Below are 18,566 nucleotides of genomic sequence, written 5' to 3' on the forward strand. Positions count from 1 at the left end.
CCGAGGGGCCGGAGCGGCCGTCAGGGGGCTGGCGGCGGGCCCGCGTAGCGGTACGCGTACGTGGTGCCCAGCGCGATGATGTGGTCGAGGTCGGGGCCGCCCACGTCCTCGGTGGGCAGCGTCAGGGCCCGGGCGTGCGGGATCTCCGCCTTCAGGAACAGGTCGAACTGCGGCCTGCGATCCGGCTGGGGCGTGGAGTGGATGGTGAGGAAGCGGGCGTTCGGCGAGGTCGTCACGAAGCCGTGCGGAACGGTCCGCGGCACGATCATCGTGCTGCCGGCCTCGGCGACGAGCTCCTGCCCGTCGCAGATCATGCGCAGCGTGCCGTCCAGGACCATGAAGACCTCGTCCTCGTAGTCGTGGATGTGCAGCGGCGTGTTGTAGCCGCGGTTGCCGGTGTGCTGCACGACGGTGAACGCGTTGCCCGTCGCCTCGCCGGGCACCCGTATCTGGGCCAGGCCGCCGAGCAGCCACACCGCGGTCTGTTCGGACTCGGGGATCAGCCGGCCCTTCTCGTCCCGGGCCATGTCGGGGAAGGTCATCGCGCTCCTTCGGTGGTCGTGGTGCCGCTCGCGGCGGCGGCCGGTGCGGTCCGTTCGCAGTCGGCGAGGAAGGCGCTCACGCCGTCCGGGGTGGACAGCGCCCGCCACATCGCGACCGGGTCGTTGAAGTTGCCGACGAAGGCGTCGGCGACCCGCCGGTCGGCCGCGGCCCGCCCGAACAGCGCGCCGACGTGCGGCGGGGGCCCGGCGAGGAAGGCGTTGCTCCACTCCACGACGTGGCGCGCGTGCTCCCACAGGCGCGCGGACGCGTCGCGGCAGAACTCCTGGTCGTAGCGCCCTCGGTGTCGGGTGATCAGCTCGGCCAGCGCGAAGGCGGTGTGCGAGCCGAGGTTGGCGCCCTGGGCGGTGAGCGGGTCGTTGGTGATCCAGGCGTCGCCGACCGCCAGCGCGCAGGTGCCGTCGTCGAGCCGGGCCCAGCCCCGGCGGACCACCGGGGTGATGGCGCCCCGGGCGAGCTCGCCCGGCGCGGTCAGCGCGAAGCCGGCGGTGTCGATCCGCTCGCGCAGACCCGGGGCGTGCGCGGCGACCAGGTCCAGCACGTGCCGGTGGAAGCCCGCCGGGTCGGCGTCGGCGTCGAGGTGGCCGGCGGACTCCAGCGGGCCTCCGGGGACGGCCTCGAAGGCGAGGACGTCGGCCCGGCCGGCCGGGGAGTAGAAGGGCAGTCGCAGGATCTCGCCGGCGCCGGGCAGGAAGTGGATGTCGAGCGAGTGCGGCACCTCCTCGTCGATCCCGAAGTAGATCCCGGCGCAGATCACCCGCTGCGGCGTGCTGTACGGCGAGCGGGCCGGGTCGGCCGGGAAGAGCCGGCGCACCGACCGGTTGCCGTTGGCGACGACCAGCAGGTCGTGGTGCCGGGCGAGTTCCTCGACCGGGTGGTCGCCGGTCACCAGTTCGCCACCGCGGTCGACGAAGGCGCTGAGCAGCCGGGGCAGGTAGATCCGGAAGTCGACCACGCTGGACGGCGGCCGCAGGGCGGCCAGGAACTCCAGCGGCCGCGGCTCGCCGGTGTGCATGGTGACCGCCCAGTGCCGCACCTGCGCGTCGGCGAACTCCCATTCGTGGACGCCGAGTTCCCGCTCCCGTTGCTGGGTCGGCCCGAACCGGGCGGGGAAGTTGCGCGGCGGTCCGCCCTTGAGCCCCTCGATGCCGTGCTCCGAGTACACCGTCGCCGGGACGCCGGACTGCTGGAGGCGCAGGGCCAGTTGCAGGCCGGAGATGCCGGACCCGACGATGCCCACGCCGGTCATGAGGACACCGCCGCGGTGGCCGGGCCGGAGCCGGAGCCGGGACCGCCACCCGGGCCGGCGTCGGAGCGCAGCCGGGCGGCGAGCCAGCCGATCGACTCGATCGTGTAGCCGGCCGCCTCCGGCGAGGCCAGCGCCGAGGCGGGGATCAGCATGGGGTGGCGCATACCGGCGTCGAGCAGTTCGCCGATCCGCTTGAGCACCGTCTCCCGGCTGCCGGCGATGACCTGGTCGGCCACCACCTCGTCGGGCACCACGGCGAGCGCCCGCTCCACCTCGGCGCGGGTGAGCAGGTGCGGCAGCAGTTCGACCAGGCCGCGGTAGTCCTCGCCGAAGGGGTGGGCGGCGCCGTGCCGCCGCCAGGCCCGGGCGCCCGCGTGCAGCGCGAGGAAGCGGATCGGGGTGGCCCGCAGCAGTTCCTGCGCGGCGGCGTCGGTCTCCGCCACCACGATCGGGACGCCGCCCGCGGCGACGATGGTGTCGGGGTCGCGGTCGGCGTCGACGGCGGCGGCGCGCACCGTGTCGAGCCGCCGGGCGTACTCGTCGGGGGCCATCAGCTCGGACGGGAGCCAGCCGTCGGCGTAGCGGCCGGCCAGGGTGAGCATCCGCGGGCGGTTGGCGCCGAGCCAGATCCGGGGCGTGCGGCCCTCGGGGGCGGGGGTGATGAGCGCCCGGTCGAGGGTGAAGTGGTGGCCGCGGAAGTCGTGCGGGCCCTCCCCGGAGAAGAGCAGGCGCAGCACGCGCAGCGCCTCCTCGACCCGGTCCACCTGGTGGTCGTGCGGCACGCCGTACGGCACGAGGTTCTCCAGCGCTCCCGCGCCGATGCCGAGGACGGGTGCCCGGTCGGTGAGCTGGGCGAGGGTCAGCGCGGTCTGCGCGAGCACCGCGGGGTGGCGCCGGTGCGGGTCGGTCACGCCGATGGCGAGCCGGACCGGGCCGGCCTGCGGGGCGAAGTTGCCCAGCACGGTCGCGAAGTCCAGGCAGCGGTCCGGGGTCGGCAGGCCCGCCGCGACGTGGCTGAAGTCGGTGTCCCAGGCCTGCCGGGGGAAGACGTTCATCAGGTGGTCGAAGACCAGGAAGGTGTCCAGCCCGGCCTGCCGGGCGAGGTGCAGCAGCCCCCGTCCGTCCTCGACCCGCCCGACCGCGTCCCAGACCAGGCCGACCTCGACACTCATGCTGCGCTCCTCACGGTCTGGGCCCGGGCGATGAACGCGTCGGTGCCTTCGGGGCTGGCGAGGCCGCGCCACATGGCGGCCGGCCGGTCGAGGTGGGCGACGAAGGCGTCGGCCACCCGCTGGTCGGCCGCGGCGGCGGCGAGCAGGGTGCCCAGGTGCGCCGGCGGCGGGCCGATGAAGAGGTTGGTGAAGTCGACGACGGGTTGGGCGCGCTGCCACATCCGCTCGGAGGCGGCGCGGCAGAACGCCTCGTCGTAGCGGCCGGTGTGGTCGCGCAGCACGTCGGCGAGGAGGAAGGCGAGCTCGGAGCCGAGGTTGGCGCCCTGGGCGGTGAGCGGGTCGTTGGCGATCCAGGCGTCGCCGACCGCCAGCGCGTACCGGCCGCCGGCCAGGGCGGCCCAGCCCCGGCGGACCACCGGGACGACGGCGCCCTGGAGCAGGTCCACCGGCCGGGCCAGCGCGAAGTCCTGCTCGTCCACGCGCTCCCGCAGGGCGGGCGCGTGGGCGGTGACCAGGGCGAGGACCTCCTTGGCGAACCCGTCCGGGTCGCCGCGGTGGTCCCGGCCGGTCAGCTCCGCGAACGGGCCGTCCGGAACGGCCTCGACGAGCACGGCCGTCACCTGCCCGGCGAAGGAGTGGTAGGTGGGGGCGTGGATCTCCCCGGCCCCCGGGACCATGTGCATCGTCATACCGGCCGGCTCCGGCGGACGGACCCCGTGGAACAGGCCGCCGGCCAGCCGGCGCGGCGCCGAGCGGTAGGGCGAGCGGGCCTCGTCCCGGGGGAAGACGTCGGTGAGCGCGCCCCGGCCGGCCGCCACGACCACCAGCTCGTGGCGTGCGGCCAGCCGGTCCAGTCCGGCCCGGTCGGCCACCCTGAGGTGGACCGGGTCCCCGCCGCGCCGCTGGAACTCCTCCAGCAGCGCGGCGAGGTACATCCGGAAGTCGACCGAGCTGGCCGGCTTCGGCAGCCGGCCGCGGAACGAGAACCCGTCCGGGCCTTCCAGGTGGAGGTGCATCCACGCGTTGTCGTACGCCGGCGACGACCATTCGGTGACGCCGAGCGCGGATTCCCGTTCCCGGGTGGAGTCGAATCGAGTGACGAAGTTCAGCGGCGGACCGCTGCGGATGTCGTCGGGCCCCTGGGCCGTGTACAGGGTGGCGTCGATGCCGAACTGCCGTAGCCTCAACGCCAGATGAAGACCGGAGATCCCGGTTCCCACAATGCCGATACTCATGTTCTCGCTCCACCTGTGCCGGAAGTGCCGGCCTCCCGGCGTTGACGGGTGATGACGGGGTGACGGGTGACGGGTGACGGGTGACGGGTGACGGGTGACGGAAGCCGTCGGCGGGTTCGGCCCCGCGGGCGGGAGCCGGCCCGGGACGCCTCAGATGACCTCGACCCGCTGCAGATGGCGGGAGGTCGGCCCGGTGAAGGCGTTGCGCCCGTGCACCAGCGCGATGTTGTCGGCGATCACGATGTCGCCCCGGCGCCAGTCGTGCGCGTAGCAGTAGGCGGGCCGGTGCAGCCGCTCCGCCATCGAGGCGATGAACTCCTCGGCCTGCGCGCCGTCGACGCCGTCGACGTGGACGGACACCGGGTTCTTGTAGACCGCCGGGTCCAGCGGCTCGGCGAAGCGCAGCACGGGCACCCCGGTCCCGGGGTGCTGGGCGACCAGCCGCTCGGTGACCTCGCCGCCGTAGTGCACCATCTTCTCGGTGGTGTAGGTGACGCTGATCCGCGCCCAGAGGTCGCGCAGTTCGGGGTCGGCGTCCCGGTAGACGGCGGTGGTGTCGGAGAAGACGGTCTCCCCGCCGGCCCCCGCGGTCGCGTCCAGGCACTGGAAGAAGAAGTACCGCGGATCGGCCTCGACGAAGGCACCGTCCCAGTGGAACGGCACGTCGCCGCTGGCGAACAGGTAGTTCCGGGGATTCTCCTCGACCACCAGGTCGATGACCTCGCCCGGCTCCCACTTCAGGACCTCACCCCATCGCCGGCAGTAGTCGGCGAATTCCTGCTTTCCGAGCAACGAGAATCCGCGGAGCACCAGGACCCGCGATTCCTCGGTCCAGCGGGCGAGCGTGTCCACCGGAATGTCGCCGATCCGGGCATTTCCGCCGGGAGCCTCGACCACGCGGCCGAACGGCCGGAGCGGAATGTGGCGCAGCTCCGCGGCCGAGGGAATGGAAGTCGTCATGGCGCGTTGTCCTCCTTTCTGGAACGGGCTTTCCCTACGGGCGGGCGGCGAGGTGCGGGGCGACGAAATGGCTCGGCCGGCCGTCCCGCCAGACGACGGAGGCCTGGAGGTTCTCCGCGTCCCACCGCTTGACCAGGTACCGGCTGACGCCGTCGTCGAGCACCACGCCGTGCCACGGGGTCAGCCAGCCGTCCCTGGTCGGCATGAGCTGGAGCCCGAACTTCTCCGAGTGCGGCGGCTGCGGGTGTATCGAGAGGCGTATCGCGTCGGGGAACTTCTCGGCGACCAGCCGGCTCCACGCGTTGCTGCGGAGAATGGTCTGGTAGGCGGCGTCCTTGGAGTTCTTCCGGAGCTGGTTCCGGGTCGTCCCGCCGCCCTGGCGCGCCACCGCGTCCTCGAACATGAAGCGGTGGATCCCGTTGAACAGCGCACGCGTGTTCCGGTCGGTGCGGACGTTCTCCTTGAGTTCGTCCAGCGTCGCGGAGTAGTTCTCCTCCAGCACGCGCCGCATCTTCGGGTAGTCGAGGCTGCCGAACGCGTCGTCCAGACCGTAGAGGTCCAGCGCCGACCAGTGCGAGGCGCCGATCATGTCCGCGAGGGCCTGCCGGTAGGCGGTCACCGCCCCGTCGGTCACCCCGACGACGTCACCGAAGACGTGGCCGTCCGAACAGATCGTGACCCGGGCGCCGGGCGCGTAGAAGTGCCGCACGTAGTCGCAGAGCGACTGCAGGAAGCCGACCGCCAGGTGCTCGCCGAGGTCCGGCAGCGCGCCGAGCACCTTGCCCTGGTTCGGGGACTTCGCCGGAAACGCCGGCACGACGAAGTGGATGGGCTCGTCGCGCGCGGTGAAGCGCTCCATCTTGGCCCGGTGGACCTCGGAACACGCGTCGCAGCGCGCGTTCCCCGACGTCCCGCCGGGCTCCTCCGGTCCGGCCGGTCCGGTCGGTTCGGCCGCCAGCGCCTCGTCGATCCGCTGGTACCGGTAGAGCAGTTCGAGTACTCGCGCCGATGCCGTCCGGGCGGACGGCTCCCCCGTGGTGTTGTGGTTCAACACTCCTCCAGACAACATTCCCGTTCGGGCGCGAAGCCGGAATCATGCACTCCGCACGTGGCGGACTCGGGTGGAATTCCTGTCTGCACACTCATTTCACCGCTCCTGAATTCGTGTCCGCGCCGGGCGGCACGGAACCGCTTCTGGGATGGTGCTCGGTGGTTCCCGGCGGGAGCCTCAGGATCGGTCGTGCCCAGTGGACGCCCGGCCCCCGACGGCCGTTCTCGCCGAAACGACGACTGCGCCTCCGCGTGCGCGGGTGGATCAGGGCACGCCGAAAGAATCGGCCGGCCGGTTTTCGGCCACCCCGACCACGCCGTACCGGATTCTCCCGCGATCTCGCTGAGGCGTTGTCAGCTTCCCTCGCGCGCAAGGCTCCGCGCAATCCTCCATCGATTAGCATGATTGATGGATGGCGGAGCCAGCTCCGGGGCGATGGGAGGCAACGGCGATGGTCGGCGTGGACGACCCGGCGGTTCACCAACTGCGGTCACTGCTGACGCTGGCCGAGGAGCTGCATTTCGGCCGCGCCGCCGCACGGCTCTACCTGACCCAGCCCGCCCTCAGCCAGCAGATCCGCACCCTCGAACGCCGGCTGGGGGTGCAGCTGTTCACCCGGACGAGCAGAAGAGTGACGTTGACGCCCCTGGGGCATGCCCTGCTTCCGCTCGTCCGGAACGTGGTGGACGCCGCGGACGAGCTGCGCGACGCCGCCCGGCACTCGCCCGACGACGGCGACGGGCCCACCCTGCGGCTGGGGCTCACCGACTGCGCCGCCGCCCTGGCCGCCACCCGCCGGGTGATCGCCACGCTCACCACCCTGCACCCGGGTCTGAACGTGGACTTCCACGTCCTGGACCTGGTCGAGCAGACCACCGCCCTCGCGATCGGCAAGATCGACGCCGCCTTCGTCTACCTGCCGGCGCCCGAGGGCTTCCACGCCGAGCCCCTCACCACCGAGCCCCGGGTGGTCTGCGTGGCCGCCTCCGACCCGCTGGCCCGGCAGCCGGTGCTCCGGCTCGCGGACCTCGCCGACCGGCCGATGGTCGGCCTCGCCCCGGAGGTCTCCCCCTCCGAGCGGAGCTTCTGGGCGATGGACCCGCGGCCCGACGGCACCCGGGTCCGCTACACCGGCCACCAGGTCACCCGGGTGGAGTCGCTGCTCTCCGCGGTCTCCTTCGACGGGGCGACGGCCTTCCTGCCCGCCGTGGCGGCCGAGCTCTTCCCCCGCCCGGACGTCCGCTACCGCCCGGTGGAGGGCCTGGTGCCCTGCGACTTCGGCGTGGTCTGGCCCGCGGACGACCAGGAGAAGCCCGGCATCGCCCTCCTCCAGGAGGTCTGCTGCCGGCTGCGGGACCAGGGCCTTCCCGCCGGGACGATGCCGGCCCCGGCCGCGCCCCCGGCCTCCGTCGAGAGCGCGGCCGCCGAGAGCGCCGCCGGCACCGGGCCGGCCGGCGGCCTGGGCGTGTCCTTCGGCTGACCCGGTGGTCGGCGCCGGCGCCGACCACCGGGTCCCGACAAACCCGCTCGCCCCGAAGCGCCCCCGCAGACGACGGCAGGCGGCACCCGGAGCGTCCGGACACCGCCTGCGCGTCACTGCGAAAGTACGAGAACCGCCAGGGCCGCGAAGCCCCGACTAGGCCGCGATCGGCTCCAGGATCGCCACGCACTCGAAGTGGTGGGTCATCGGGAACAGGTCGAAGGCCCGCAGCGAGACCGGCCGGTAACCGCCCTCGCGGAAGTACCCGAGGTCCCGGGCCAGCGCGGCCGGGTCACAGGCCACGTAGGCGATCCGGCGGGCCGACAGGCCGGCCAGGTGCGCCACCGTCTCCCGCCCGGCACCCGCACGCGGCGGGTCCAGGACGATCAGGTCGGTGGCGGTGATGCCGGTGCGCGGCAGCAGCGTCTCCACCCGGTCGCACTCGATCCGGACGTTGTCCAGCACCGCCAGGTTGTGCCGGGCGTCGACCACGGCCTGCTTGGAGGACTCGATGCCGAGCACCGCGCCCTCCTCGCCGACCCGGTCGGCCAGCGCACCCGCGAACAGCCCGACGCCGCAGTACAGGTCGAGCGCGCTCTCGCCCCACTGCGGGTCCAGGCCGGCCAGCACGGCGTCGACCAGGGTGTCCGGCGCCTCGGGGTGGATCTGCCAGAAGCCGCCGTTGCTGACCCGCCAGGTCCGGCCGGCCGCACGCTCGCGGACGAAGGAGCGGCCGTGCACCTTGTGGATGTTGTCGTGCTCGTCGATCCGGGCGATCGACACCGGCTTGTCCAGCTCGACCAGCGGCAGCTGGGCGCCCGGCGCCGGGGTGAGGACGACCTGGCGGTCCGAGGAGCCCGCGGCGGCGATCACCTCGACGGTGGTGATGCCCGGCCAGTCGCGGGCCTCGACGCCCAGCTCCGTGACGCCCTCGGCGGCGATCAGGCAGCGGTCGATCGGCTGGATGTCGTGCGAGCGGTGCTTGCGCAGCCCGACCTTACCGCTCTCCTGGTCCACCGCGTACTGCACCCGGGTGCGCCAGGCCGGCACCTGCCCGGCCGGCAGCTTGCCGCCGATCGGCTCGACGGTGCCGTCCCAGCCCGCCTCGGCCGGGGTGAGGCCCGCCAGCTTGGCCAGCTGCTCGGTGAGCACCTGCACCTTGAGCTTGCGCTGCCCGCCCGGGGTGACGTGCTGCCAGTCGCAGCCGCCGCACTTGCCCGGCCCGGAGAACGGGCAGGGCGGGGCGATCCGGTCCTTGGCGGGCTCCAGGATCTCCACCGCGTCGGCGCGCAGGAAGCGCGACTTCGTGGTGCCCTCGGTGACCTGGGCGATGACCTTCTCGCCCGGCAGCGCGTGCCGGACGAACAGCACCCGGCCCTCGTGGCGCGCCACGCAGTGGCCGCCGCCGTGCGCGACGGCGCCGATCTCGACCTCGTAGCGCTCGCCGACCAGCGGGTCACCGCCGGGCCCCCTGGGGGCGGCCTCGACCCGCGGCGCGCGCGGCGTGCGCAGCACCTTCGGCGGGCGGACGGCCTGCTTGCGCGGGCGGTCCCCGCCCTTGGACCGGTCGGCCGGCTTCTCCTTCCGCGCCTGCGCGGGGGCCGGGCGCTCGGGCTCGGGCTCCGGGGCGCGCTCGCCCGGCGCGAGCGGGGCGGTCTGCGCGGTGAAGCCGTCGCGGTCGGTGGCGGCCGGGCGCACGGGCTTGCCCCAGCGCGGCCGGGCGACCTGCCCGGGCTTGCCGGCGCCGCCCTTGCGGGCACCCTTCGCGGAGGAACCCTTCGAGGACGAGCCCTTGGAGCCGTTGGAGCGGGGCGGGGTGTTGCGGGTCACTGGGAGGAGTCCTTGCTGCTGTCAGCGGTGTCGTCGGGCTGTGCGGAGGCCTTCGACTTTACGGCCTTCGGCGCCCGCGGCTCACCACGACGAACGGCGCCGGGAGCCGACCAGGCCTTCTGCGGCTTGCGCCGTTCGGAGGACTCCAGCTGCCAGGGTACCGAGGTCACCATCACTCCGGGCTTGAACAGCAGACGTCCCTTGAGGCGCAGCGCGCTCTGGTTGTGCAGCAGGTGCTCGTACCAGTGCCCGACCACGTACTCGGGGATGTAGACCGAGACCACGTCGCGCGGGCTGCTGCGGCGCAGGTTCTTGACGTAGTCCAGGACCGGCCCGGTGACCTCGCGGAACGGCGAGTCCAGCACCTTCAGCGGCACCTCGATGCCGCGCTCGTCCCACTCCGCCCGCAGCGCCGCGGTGTCCACCGGGTCGACGTTGACGGTGACGGCCTCCAGCGTGTGGGCGCGGGCCAGCCGCGCGTACGCCAGGGCCCGCAGGGCCGGCTTGTGCAGCTTGGAGACCAGCACGATGGCGTGCACCCGGGTGGGCAGCACCACGTCGTCCGGCTCCTCGGCGGCGACCAGCTCCTCGGAGACCCGGTCGTAGTGCCGGCGGATCGCCTTCATCATCACGAACAGCACGACCATCGCGGCGATCGCGATCCAGGCGTGGCTGATCTTGGTGGCGAGCACGACGATCAGCACGGCCATGGTCATCACCAGGCCGAAGGCGTTGATCGCCCGGCTGCGCTGCATGTGGCGGCGCTTGGCGGGGTCGGTCTCGGTGCGCAGGTGCCTGGTCCAGTGCCGGATCATGCCGGACTGGCTCATGTTGAAGGAGACGAAGACGCCGACGATGTACAGCTGGATCAGCCGGGTGGGGTCGGCGTCGAAGGCGATGATGAACAGGATCGCGGCCAGCGCCAGCAGGATGATGCCGTTGGAGAAGGCCAGCCGGTCGCCGCGGGTGTGCAGCTGGCGCGGCAGGTAGCGGTCCTGGGCCAGGATCGAGCCGAGCACCGGGAAGCCGTTGAAGGCGGTGTTGGCGGCCAGCACCAGGATCAGGCCGGTGACGGCGGCCACGAAGTAGAAGCCGGGCGTGAAGTTGGAGAAGACGGCCTCGCTGATCTGGGCCAGCGCGGTCTTCTGGTGGTAGCCGTCGCCCGCGCCGACCAGCTGCTCGGCGGGGTTCTCGGCCATCTGGACATGGGTGAGGCGGGCCAGCCAGATGATGCCCATGAACATCACCACGGCGATCGACGCCATCATCAGCAGCGTGGTCGCCGCGTTCTTGCTCTTCGGCTTGCGGAAGGCCGGCACACCGTTGGAGATCGCCTCGACGCCGGTCAGCGCGGCACAGCCCGAGGAGAACGCCTTGAGCAGCAGGAACACCATCGCGAAGCCGGCCAGCGACTCGTTGCCGGGCGTGGCCTGCAGGTGGAACCCGGAGCTCTCGGCGGGGATGTCCTGCCCCAGGCCGAAGTGCCGGACCACGCCGTACACCACCATGCCGAGCACGCCGACCATGAAGGCGTACGTCGGGACGGCGAAGGCGCTGCCGGACTCGCGGACACCGCGCAGGTTCATGCCCATCAGCACGATGACCACGACCACGGACAGGGTCAGCTCGTGGCCGCGCAGCGAGGGCACCGCGGACACCACGTTGGCCACCCCGGAGGTGGTCGAGACCGCCACGGTGAGGATGTAGTCGACCATCAGGGCGCTGGCGACCACCAGGCCGGAGTTGGGACCGTGGTTCACGGTGGCGACCTCGTAGTCACCACCGCCGCTCGGGTACGCGTGCACGTTCTGCCGGTACGAGGCCACCACGGCGAGCATCACGACGGCGACGACGACGCCGATCTGCCAGGAGAAGTGAATGGCCGAGGCACCCGCCAGGGAGAGCGTCAGCAGGATTTCCTCGGGCGCGTACGCGACCGAGGAGAGCGCGTCCGAGGCGAAGACGGGCAGCGCGATGCGCTTGGGGAGCAGCGTTTCCCCGAGCTTGTCGCTGCGCAGCGCACGCCCGATCAGGATGCGTTTCGGAAGGTCAGTCGGCATAGGCACGATAAGGAATCGTAGGGGCTCTTAGGCCCGGGGTCCGACTTATGGCCCCCCCTTCGTCGCGACTGTGTTCGGTGGACCGGCTAGCGTGTCGGATACGAGCAGGCGGGCAACACTCAGGTTGTCGTACCCAGCCCCACGAACACGCTCGCCCCGGGCGACCGGGCGGGAAAGGAAGACGAACGGTGTTTGCGCAGGTCAAGAACCCAACGGGACGGGTGAGGTAGCGCCGGTGCACATCGTCATCATGGGCTGCGGCCGCGTGGGGTCCGCCCTCGCCAGAGCACTCGAGAAACAGGGGCACTCGGTCGCCGTGGTCGACCAGGACCCGACCGCGTTCCGCCGCCTCGGCGCCGGGTTCAACGGTCGGCGGGTCACCGGCGTCGGCTTCGACCAGGACACCCTGAAGGAGGCGGGCATCGAGGAGGCCGGCGCGTTCGCCGCCGTCTCCAGCGGTGACAACTCCAACATCATCGCGGCCCGGGTGGCCCGGGAGAACTTCGGCGTGGAGAACGTCGCGGCCCGGATCTACGACCCCCGGCGCGCCGAGGTCTACCAGCGCCTGGGCATCCCGACGGTGGCCACCGTCCGCTGGACGGCCGACCAGATGCTGCGCCGGCTGCTGCCGAGCGGCGCCGAGCCGCTCTGGCAGGACCCGAGCGGCACCGTGCAGCTCGCCGAGGTCGCCTACGACCCGCACTGGGTCGGCCACCGGATCAGCGGGCTGGAGGAGGCCTCCGGCACCCGGGTGGCGTTCGTCACCCGGCTCGGCGAGGGCGTGCTGCCCACGCCGCAGATGGTGGTGCAGGAGGGCGACCTGGTGCACGTCATGGCGCGCCGGGCCGACCTGCCGGCCGTCGAGGCCGCGTTCGCCCAGGGGCCGAAGGAAGAGGGTCACTGATGCGCGTCGCCATTGCCGGGGCCGGTGCCGTCGGCCGCTCGATCGCGAGCGAGCTGCTGGAGAACGGCCACGAGGTCCTGCTGATCGACAAGAACCCGAACTCCATCTCGGTGGAGCGGGTGCCCATGGCGGAGTGGCTGCTGGCCGACGCCTGCGAGATCACCTCGCTGGACGAGGCGGCGCTGCAGCGCTGCCACGTGGTGATCGCCGCCACCGGTGACGACAAGGTCAACCTGGTCGTCTCGCTGCTCGCCAAGACCGAGTACGGCGTGCCGCGGGTGGTCGCCCGGGTGAACAACCCCAAGAACGAGTGGCTCTTCAACGAGTCCTGGGGCGTGGACGTCGCCGTCTCCACCCCGCGCCTGATGTCCGCCCTGGTCGAGGAGGCGGTCAGCGTCGGCGACCTGGTCCGGCTGATGCGCTTCAGCCAGGGCAACGCCAACCTGGTCGAGCTGACCCTGGCGGAGGACACCGAGCTGGTCGGCACCCGTGTCGGCGACGTGGCCTGGCCGCCGGACACCTCGCTGGTCACCATCATCCGCGAGGGCCGGGTCCTCACCCCGGGCAAGGACGACACCCTGGAGGGCGGCGACGAGCTGCTCTTCGTGGCCGCCCAGGAGCGCGAGGAGGAGCTGGAGGATCTGCTCTCCGCGACCTCCGGCGCGCAGTAGCGGCTCCGGCCGACGACGGACGCCACGGCTGACACGGCAGCGGGGCCCGCACTCGGATCCGAGTGCGGGCCCCGCTGCCGTTGTCCCGGCGGCGGGCTCCCGCCGCCGCTACCGGTCGCCCGGCGGCGCCTCGGCCCCGTCCCCGGCCGGCTCCTCGTCCAGCTGCGCCTTGATGGGCGGCGGCGCCTTCAGCAGGATCTGCCAGGTGACGTACATCGCCAGCAGCATCGGCGGGATGCCCAGGGCGACCTTCAGCCAGCCGAGCAGGTTGACGTTGTGGGTGAAGTACAGCGGGAAGAGGATCACCGGCTTGATGCCCATGATCACCACCCAGGCCCAGGTGGCCTTGGTGTAGGCCGCGAGCCGGCCCGGGTTCTGCTTGCGCCAGGTGAACATCTCGCCGGTGATCGGGCCGAGCATCAGCCCGATCATCGGCCAGCGGACCAGTGCCGAGACGGCCAGGCCGATGCAGTAGCCGACGCTCCAGAGCAGACCGGGCAGGTAGAAGTTCTCCGCCTTGCCGGTCTTCATGGAGATCCAGGCGCCGATGGCGACCCCGAAGACACCGCTGAAGGCGTGCTGGACGGTCTCCCGCCGGGCCAGCCGCGCCACCACGAACAGGCCGCTCAGGCCGAGCGCGGCCCAGGCGGCCGCGGGGACCTGGTGGGTGATGTTGTACGTGACGATGAAGACCAGGCCGGGCAGCGTCATGTCGACCATGCCGCGGACACCGCCGAAGGCCTGCATCACGGTGTCGGCGGCCTCACGGGAGGCCGCCTCGCGGGAGGCGGCCTGCCTGGCCTCCTCCTCGCCGGGAGCCGCCTCGACCAGGTCGAGCTGGGCGGCGGGCTCGCCGCCGGAGTGGTTGCTCACGCTCATTCGCTCCCGTGTCCGACCGGACGCAGTTCGTAGCGGGGGTTGAACAGCACGCGGCGCCCGCGTGCGTGGCCGATCCGGCCGCTGGCCACCAGGCGGCGGCCGGGCTCTATGCCGGCGATGGAGCGCCGGCCGAGCCAGACCACGTCCAGCGCCTCGGTGCCGTCGAAGAGCTCGGCCTCCAGCGCGGGCACACCGGCCCGCGGGCGGAGGGTCACCGTTCGCAGGGTGCCGGCGACGGTGACCAGTTGACGGTCCCCGCAACTGGCGATCGGGGTGCAGCCCGACTCCGCCGCGATCTCCTGGCGCAGCTCCTCCGCCTGGAGCTCCGCCGTGGAGGAGGTCAGCCGGCTGAGCATGCGGCGGAAGCGGCCCTGCGGCTGGTCGCTGCTGTTGTCACCACTCATGTCGGAAGGGTACCGGTTTTGGGAGCCGTGGCGGCAGGCCGCGGCGGAGGCCGGGGGGCCGGGCGCCCTCGGGGTCAGCCCTCGAAGCGGTAGCCCATGCCCGGCTCGGTGATGAAGTGGCGCGGGTGCGAAGGGTCCCGCTCCAGCTTGCGACGCAGCTGGGCGAGGTAGACCCGCAGGTAGTTGGTCTCGGTCCGGTACGCCGGGCCCCAGACCTCCTGGAGCAGCTGGGTCTGGCTGACCAGCCGGCCGGCGTTGCGGACCAGCACCTCCAGCAGGTGCCACTCGGTGGGGGTCAGGCGGATGTCGGCGCCGTCCCGGTTGACCTTCTTCGCCGCCAGGTCGACGGTGAAGCTCTCGGTGACCACCAGCGAGTCGTCCTCACCGGCCACCGGCTCGGCCCGGCGGACGGCGGCGCGCATCCGGGCGAGCAGCTCGTCCATGCCGAAGGGCTTGGTGACGTAGTCGTCGGCGCCCGCGTCGAGCGCCTCGACCTTCTCGTCTGAGGCGTGCCGGGCCGAGAGCACGATGATCGGCACCCTGGTCCAGCCGCGCAGGCCCTTGATCACCTCGACGCCGTCCATGTCGGGCAGGCCGAGGTCGAGGACCACCACGTCGGGGTGGCGGGCGGCGGCCAGCTCCAGGGCGCCCGCCCCGTCGTGGGCCGCGTCGACCTCGTACTTGCGGGCCTTGAGGTTGATCACCAGCGCGCGGACGATCTGCGGTTCGTCGTCCACGACGAGGACCCGGGTCATACGGGCTCCGCCTTTCACAGCAGTCGGAAGGGTGGTGGTCATAGGGGGGACGGGCGGTCGGCCGGCCCGGCCGTCGCGGGGTGCCCGGACGGCCCGGGGCGCTCGGCTCGTTCGGGCGCCCCGGCCTGCTCGGCCGGCCCGTCCCGGCCGGCCCGCTCGACCGGGTCGGCCCGCTCCGCCGGCTCCGGCGGCCGGTCCACGGCCGGCAGGGTGACGACCATGGTGAGACCGCCGCCGGGGGTGTCCTCGGCGGTGACCGTCCCGTCCATCGCCTCGACGAAGCCGCGCGCCACCGCGAGCCCGAGGCCCACCCCGGCCCCGCGCGGCGCGTCCCCGTACCGCTGGAACGGCGCGAAGATCCGTTCCTTGGCGTCCTCGGGCACCCCTGGCCCCCGGTCGACGATCCGCAGCTCGACCCGGCCCCGGCCGCCCACCGGGTGCAGGGCATCGGCCTTGACCAGCACCTTCACGCCCGCCGGGCTGTACTTGACGGCGTTCTCGACCAGGTTGGCCAGCGAGCGCTCCAGCAGCCCGCCGTCGGCCCGGACCATCGGCAGCGTCTCGGGGACGTCCAGCCGGACGGCCTCCGGCGGCACGCCGCCGAGGGCGAAGGGCACCACCTCGTCCAGGTCGGTCTCCTGGATCAGCGGCGTGACGGTGCCGGTCTGCAGCCGGCTCATGTCGAGCAGGTTGTTGATCAGGTGGTCGAGCCGGTCGGCGCCCGCCTCGATCCCCTCCAGCAGCTCCGCCTCGTCCGCCTCGTCCCACTCGACGTCCGCCGAGCGGAGCGAGCTGACCGAGGCCTTGATGCCCGCCAGCGGGGTCCGCAGGTCGTGCGAGACGGCGGCGAGCAGCGCCGTGCGGATCCGGTTGCCCTCGGCCTCCCGCCGGGCCGCGACGGCCTCCCCCGCCAGCCGGCGCCGTTCCAGCAGCACGGCCGCCTGGGCGGCGAAGGCGCCGAGCAGCCGGCGGTCCTCGGCGGGCAGCACCCGGCCGCGCAGCACCAGCGCCAGCGTGTCGCCGACCGGGACGTCCACGTCGGCGGTCTCCGGTCGCAGCGGCGGCCGCGGACCGGCTGCGGCGACCGACTGCCACGGCCCGAGCGGATCGGGACGCTCCAGCAACGCGGCGGCGTCCTGCTGGAACGTCTCCCGGACCTGCTCCAGCAGCGCGGTCAGGACGCCGTCCCCGCTCGGCGCGCCCCGCAGCACCGTGCCGGCCAGCGCGCTGAGCGTCTGTGCCTCGGTCTGGCTGCGGGCCGCCTGGTGGGTCCGCCGGGCCGCGAGGTCCACCACGGACGCGACGGCGATGCCGACGGCGGTGAAGATCGCCACCGCCATGATGTTCTGCGGCTCGTCGATGGTGAAGGTGTGGATCGGCGGGGCGAAGTAGTAGTTCAGCGCCGAGGATCCGACCAGCGCCGCGCCGATCGCCGGGAAGAGACCGCCGACCAGCGCCGCGCAGACCGTCAGGGACAGGAACAGCAGCATGTCGGTGGAGAGCCCGAGGCCGTCGACGTGGGTCAGCAGCAGGGCCAGCAGCGGCGGGCCGCCCAGGCCGATCAGCCAGCCCGCGACGGTCCGCGACCGGCCGAGGTCGGTGACCCGGCGGATCGGGACCCGGCCCAGGCCCTTGGCGGCCTGCTCGTGCGTAACGATGTGCACGTCGATGTCGCCGGAGGCCCTGGTCACCGTGGTGCCCACGCCGGGGCCGTAGAGGTACTGCCAGGCGGGCCGGCGGCTGGTGCCCAGCACGATCTGGGTGGCGTTCACCCCGCGGGCGAAGTCCAGCAGCCCGGCGGCGGGGTCGTCGGCGAGCACCGCGTGGAAGCTGCCGCCGAGGTTCTCCACCAGCGCCCGCTGCTCGATCAGCGTCTGGGAGGAGCCGGATCCCGAGCCGGCCAGTCCGTCCGAGCGGGAGATGTGGACGGCGAGCAGTTCGCCGCCGGAGCCGCGGGCCGCGATCCGGGCCGCCCGGCGGATCAGGGTCGCCCCCTCCGGCCCACCGGTCAGGCCGACCACGATCCGCTCGCGCGCCTGCCAGGTGCCCTTGATGCCCTGCTCGGCCCGGTACTTCTGGAGGTACTCGTCGACCCGGTCGGCCGTCCAGAGCAGGGCCAGTTCGCGCAGTGCGGTCAGGTTCCCGGGGCGGAAGTAGTTGGCGAGGGCCGCGTCGACCTTCTCCGGCGCGTAGACGTTGCCGTGGGCAAGCCGCCGGCGCAGGGCCTGGGGCGACATGTCGACCAGTTCGAGCTGGTCGGCCCGCCGCACCACCTCGTCCGGCACGGTCTCCCGCTGCCGGACCCCGGTGATCCCCTCGACGACGTCGCCCAGGGACTCCAGGTGCTGGATGTTCACGGCCGATATGACGTCGATGCCGGCCGCCAGCAGCTCCTCGACGTCCTGCCACCGCTTGGCGGTGCGGGAGCCCGGCACATTGGTGTGCGCGAGTTCGTCGACGAGCACCACCTGCGGACGGCGGGCCAGTACGGCGTCCAGGTCCATCTCGGTGAACGCGGCGCCCCGGTGGTCCAGCTCGCGGCGCGGGACGACCTCCAGGCCGTCCACGAGCTCCGCGGTGTGCCGTCGCCCGTGGTCCTCGACGAAGCCGACCACCACGTCCGTGCCGCGCTCCCGCCGCCGGTGCGCCTCGGAGAGCATGGCGTACGTCTTGCCGACCCCGGGCGCCGCTCCGAGGTAGATCCGCAGCCTGCCGCGTCCCATGTGCACCATTCTTGATCCGGCCGGTACCGGGGACCACCCCGGACACGTGTTCCCCTCACCTTGGAGACTACGGCGTGGCCTGCGATTCTCCAGCGATCCGGCCGCTGATCAGGCAGTTTTAGCGGCATTTTGACGGCGGGAACGGCCTGGCCGGGGCACCGCCGGCCGCCCCACGGCCCCGCGTGCCCTCGGCCGCACGGTGGTCTACGGGCCTCTCAGGGCCTCTTCGGGTCTTTCCCAGCCTCTTCGGGCCTCTTCGGGCTGACCGGGATCGCCTTGTCCGGAAACGCAAAGAACCCCCCGATCCGTAAGGATCGGGGGGTTCTTCACAATGATTGTTCGGCGGCGTCCTACTCTCCCACAGGGTCCCCCCTGCAGTACCATCGGCGCTGTGAGGCTTAGCTTCCGGGTTCGGAATGTAACCGGGCGTTTCCCTCACGCTATGACCACCGAAACACTATGAAACTATCAACCGCACCCACGACAGGCCATGTCATGGGGGTCGTTGTTTCAGAACAACACAGTGGACGCGAGCAACTGAGGACAAGCCCTCGGCCTATTAGTACCGGTCAACTCCACCCCTTACGAGGCTTCCATATCCGGCCTATCAACCCAGTCGTCTACTGGGAGCC

At 72.6% G+C, this 18,566-nt stretch carries 15 protein-coding genes and 2 rRNA genes; 3 read left to right on the forward strand and 14 right to left on the reverse strand.

The window, feature by feature from the left end:
• Window positions 1-20: 20 nt before the first annotated feature.
• The 6 genes from ACZ34W_RS02905 to ACZ34W_RS02930 form a co-directional block, all read right to left on the reverse strand.
• Complete coding sequence (locus ACZ34W_RS02905) at window positions 21-542, reverse strand: cupin domain-containing protein (RefSeq protein WP_329487676.1); 522 nt, start codon at window positions 540-542, stop codon at window positions 21-23.
• Window positions 539-1,810 carry a styrene monooxygenase/indole monooxygenase family protein gene (locus ACZ34W_RS02910; protein WP_465601096.1) on the reverse strand — a complete coding sequence of 424 codons (1,272 nt, stop codon included), beginning with the start codon at window positions 1,808-1,810 and terminating at the stop codon, window positions 539-541. Before ACZ34W_RS02910 ends, ACZ34W_RS02905 begins: the two co-directional genes overlap by 4 nt.
• The gene (locus ACZ34W_RS02915; protein ID WP_329487678.1) at window positions 1,807-2,982 is read right to left on the reverse strand and encodes an LLM class flavin-dependent oxidoreductase; all 1,176 of its coding nucleotides are present in this window, start codon (window positions 2,980-2,982) and stop codon (window positions 1,807-1,809) included. The genes ACZ34W_RS02910 and ACZ34W_RS02915 overlap by 4 nt, the downstream gene beginning before the upstream one ends.
• Complete coding sequence (locus tag ACZ34W_RS02920; RefSeq protein ID WP_465601101.1) at window positions 2,979-4,217, reverse strand: styrene monooxygenase/indole monooxygenase family protein; 1,239 nt, start codon at window positions 4,215-4,217, stop codon at window positions 2,979-2,981. The genes ACZ34W_RS02915 and ACZ34W_RS02920 overlap by 4 nt, the downstream gene beginning before the upstream one ends.
• A gap of 150 nt (window positions 4,218-4,367) precedes the next feature.
• Entirely contained in the window at window positions 4,368-5,177 is an 810-nt protein-coding gene (locus ACZ34W_RS02925; RefSeq protein WP_359809404.1) for a TauD/TfdA family dioxygenase, read from the reverse strand.
• A 34-nt stretch (window positions 5,178-5,211) separates the two neighbouring features.
• On the reverse strand, window positions 5,212-6,228 hold the full coding sequence (locus ACZ34W_RS02930) for an isocyanide synthase family protein (RefSeq protein ID WP_329487681.1): 1,017 nt from the start codon (window positions 6,226-6,228) through the stop codon (window positions 5,212-5,214).
• Window positions 6,229-6,640: 412 nt separating this feature from the next.
• Between ACZ34W_RS02930 and ACZ34W_RS02935 the strand changes: the two genes are divergently transcribed.
• Entirely contained in the window at window positions 6,641-7,708 is a 1,068-nt protein-coding gene (locus tag ACZ34W_RS02935) for a LysR family transcriptional regulator (protein ID WP_465601105.1), read from the forward strand.
• A 156-nt stretch (window positions 7,709-7,864) separates the two neighbouring features.
• Here ACZ34W_RS02935 and ACZ34W_RS02940 read toward each other — a convergent pair whose 3' ends face one another.
• Both ACZ34W_RS02940 and ACZ34W_RS02945 read right to left on the reverse strand, forming a co-directional pair.
• Window positions 7,865-9,220: a class I SAM-dependent RNA methyltransferase gene (locus ACZ34W_RS02940; RefSeq protein ID WP_329492100.1), complete on the reverse strand. Its 1,356-nt coding sequence runs from the start codon at window positions 9,218-9,220 to the stop codon at window positions 7,865-7,867.
• Between the two features lie 314 nt (window positions 9,221-9,534).
• Complete coding sequence (locus ACZ34W_RS02945; RefSeq protein WP_329487683.1) at window positions 9,535-11,604, reverse strand: APC family permease; 2,070 nt, start codon at window positions 11,602-11,604, stop codon at window positions 9,535-9,537.
• A gap of 229 nt (window positions 11,605-11,833) precedes the next feature.
• Here ACZ34W_RS02945 and ACZ34W_RS02950 point away from each other — a divergent pair, with 229 nt between their 5' ends.
• Window positions 11,834-12,502 (forward strand): potassium channel family protein, encoded by a 669-nt coding sequence (locus ACZ34W_RS02950; RefSeq protein ID WP_329487684.1) that lies wholly within the window; start codon window positions 11,834-11,836, stop codon window positions 12,500-12,502.
• Entirely contained in the window at window positions 12,502-13,173 is a 672-nt protein-coding gene (locus ACZ34W_RS02955; RefSeq protein ID WP_329487685.1) for a potassium channel family protein, read from the forward strand. Before ACZ34W_RS02950 ends, ACZ34W_RS02955 begins: the two co-directional genes overlap by 1 nt.
• A 108-nt stretch (window positions 13,174-13,281) precedes the next feature.
• Here the strand turns inward: ACZ34W_RS02955 and ACZ34W_RS02960 are convergent, their stop codons facing one another.
• The 6 genes from ACZ34W_RS02960 to ACZ34W_RS02985 form a co-directional block, all read right to left on the reverse strand.
• Window positions 13,282-14,046, reverse strand: a complete 765-nt coding sequence (locus ACZ34W_RS02960) for a DUF3159 domain-containing protein (RefSeq protein ID WP_329487686.1) — start codon at window positions 14,044-14,046, stop codon at window positions 13,282-13,284.
• A 2-nt stretch (window positions 14,047-14,048) separates the two neighbouring features.
• Window positions 14,049-14,456 (reverse strand): OB-fold nucleic acid binding domain-containing protein, encoded by a 408-nt coding sequence (locus ACZ34W_RS02965; protein ID WP_465601111.1) that lies wholly within the window; start codon window positions 14,454-14,456, stop codon window positions 14,049-14,051.
• A 74-nt stretch (window positions 14,457-14,530) separates the two neighbouring features.
• Complete coding sequence (locus ACZ34W_RS02970; RefSeq protein ID WP_329487688.1) at window positions 14,531-15,211, reverse strand: response regulator; 681 nt, start codon at window positions 15,209-15,211, stop codon at window positions 14,531-14,533.
• A 38-nt stretch (window positions 15,212-15,249) separates the two neighbouring features.
• Window positions 15,250-17,934, reverse strand: a complete 2,685-nt coding sequence (locus ACZ34W_RS02975) for a DUF4118 domain-containing protein (protein WP_465601115.1) — start codon at window positions 17,932-17,934, stop codon at window positions 15,250-15,252.
• Window positions 17,935-18,271: 337 nt separating this feature from the next.
• A 5S ribosomal RNA gene (gene rrf / locus ACZ34W_RS02980) occupies window positions 18,272-18,388 on the reverse strand.
• An 85-nt stretch (window positions 18,389-18,473) separates the two neighbouring features.
• Window positions 18,474-18,566, reverse strand: a 23S ribosomal RNA gene (locus tag ACZ34W_RS02985); the annotation flags it as partial.

The sequence above is a fragment of the Kitasatospora sp. NPDC022856 genome, from assembly GCF_055561235.1.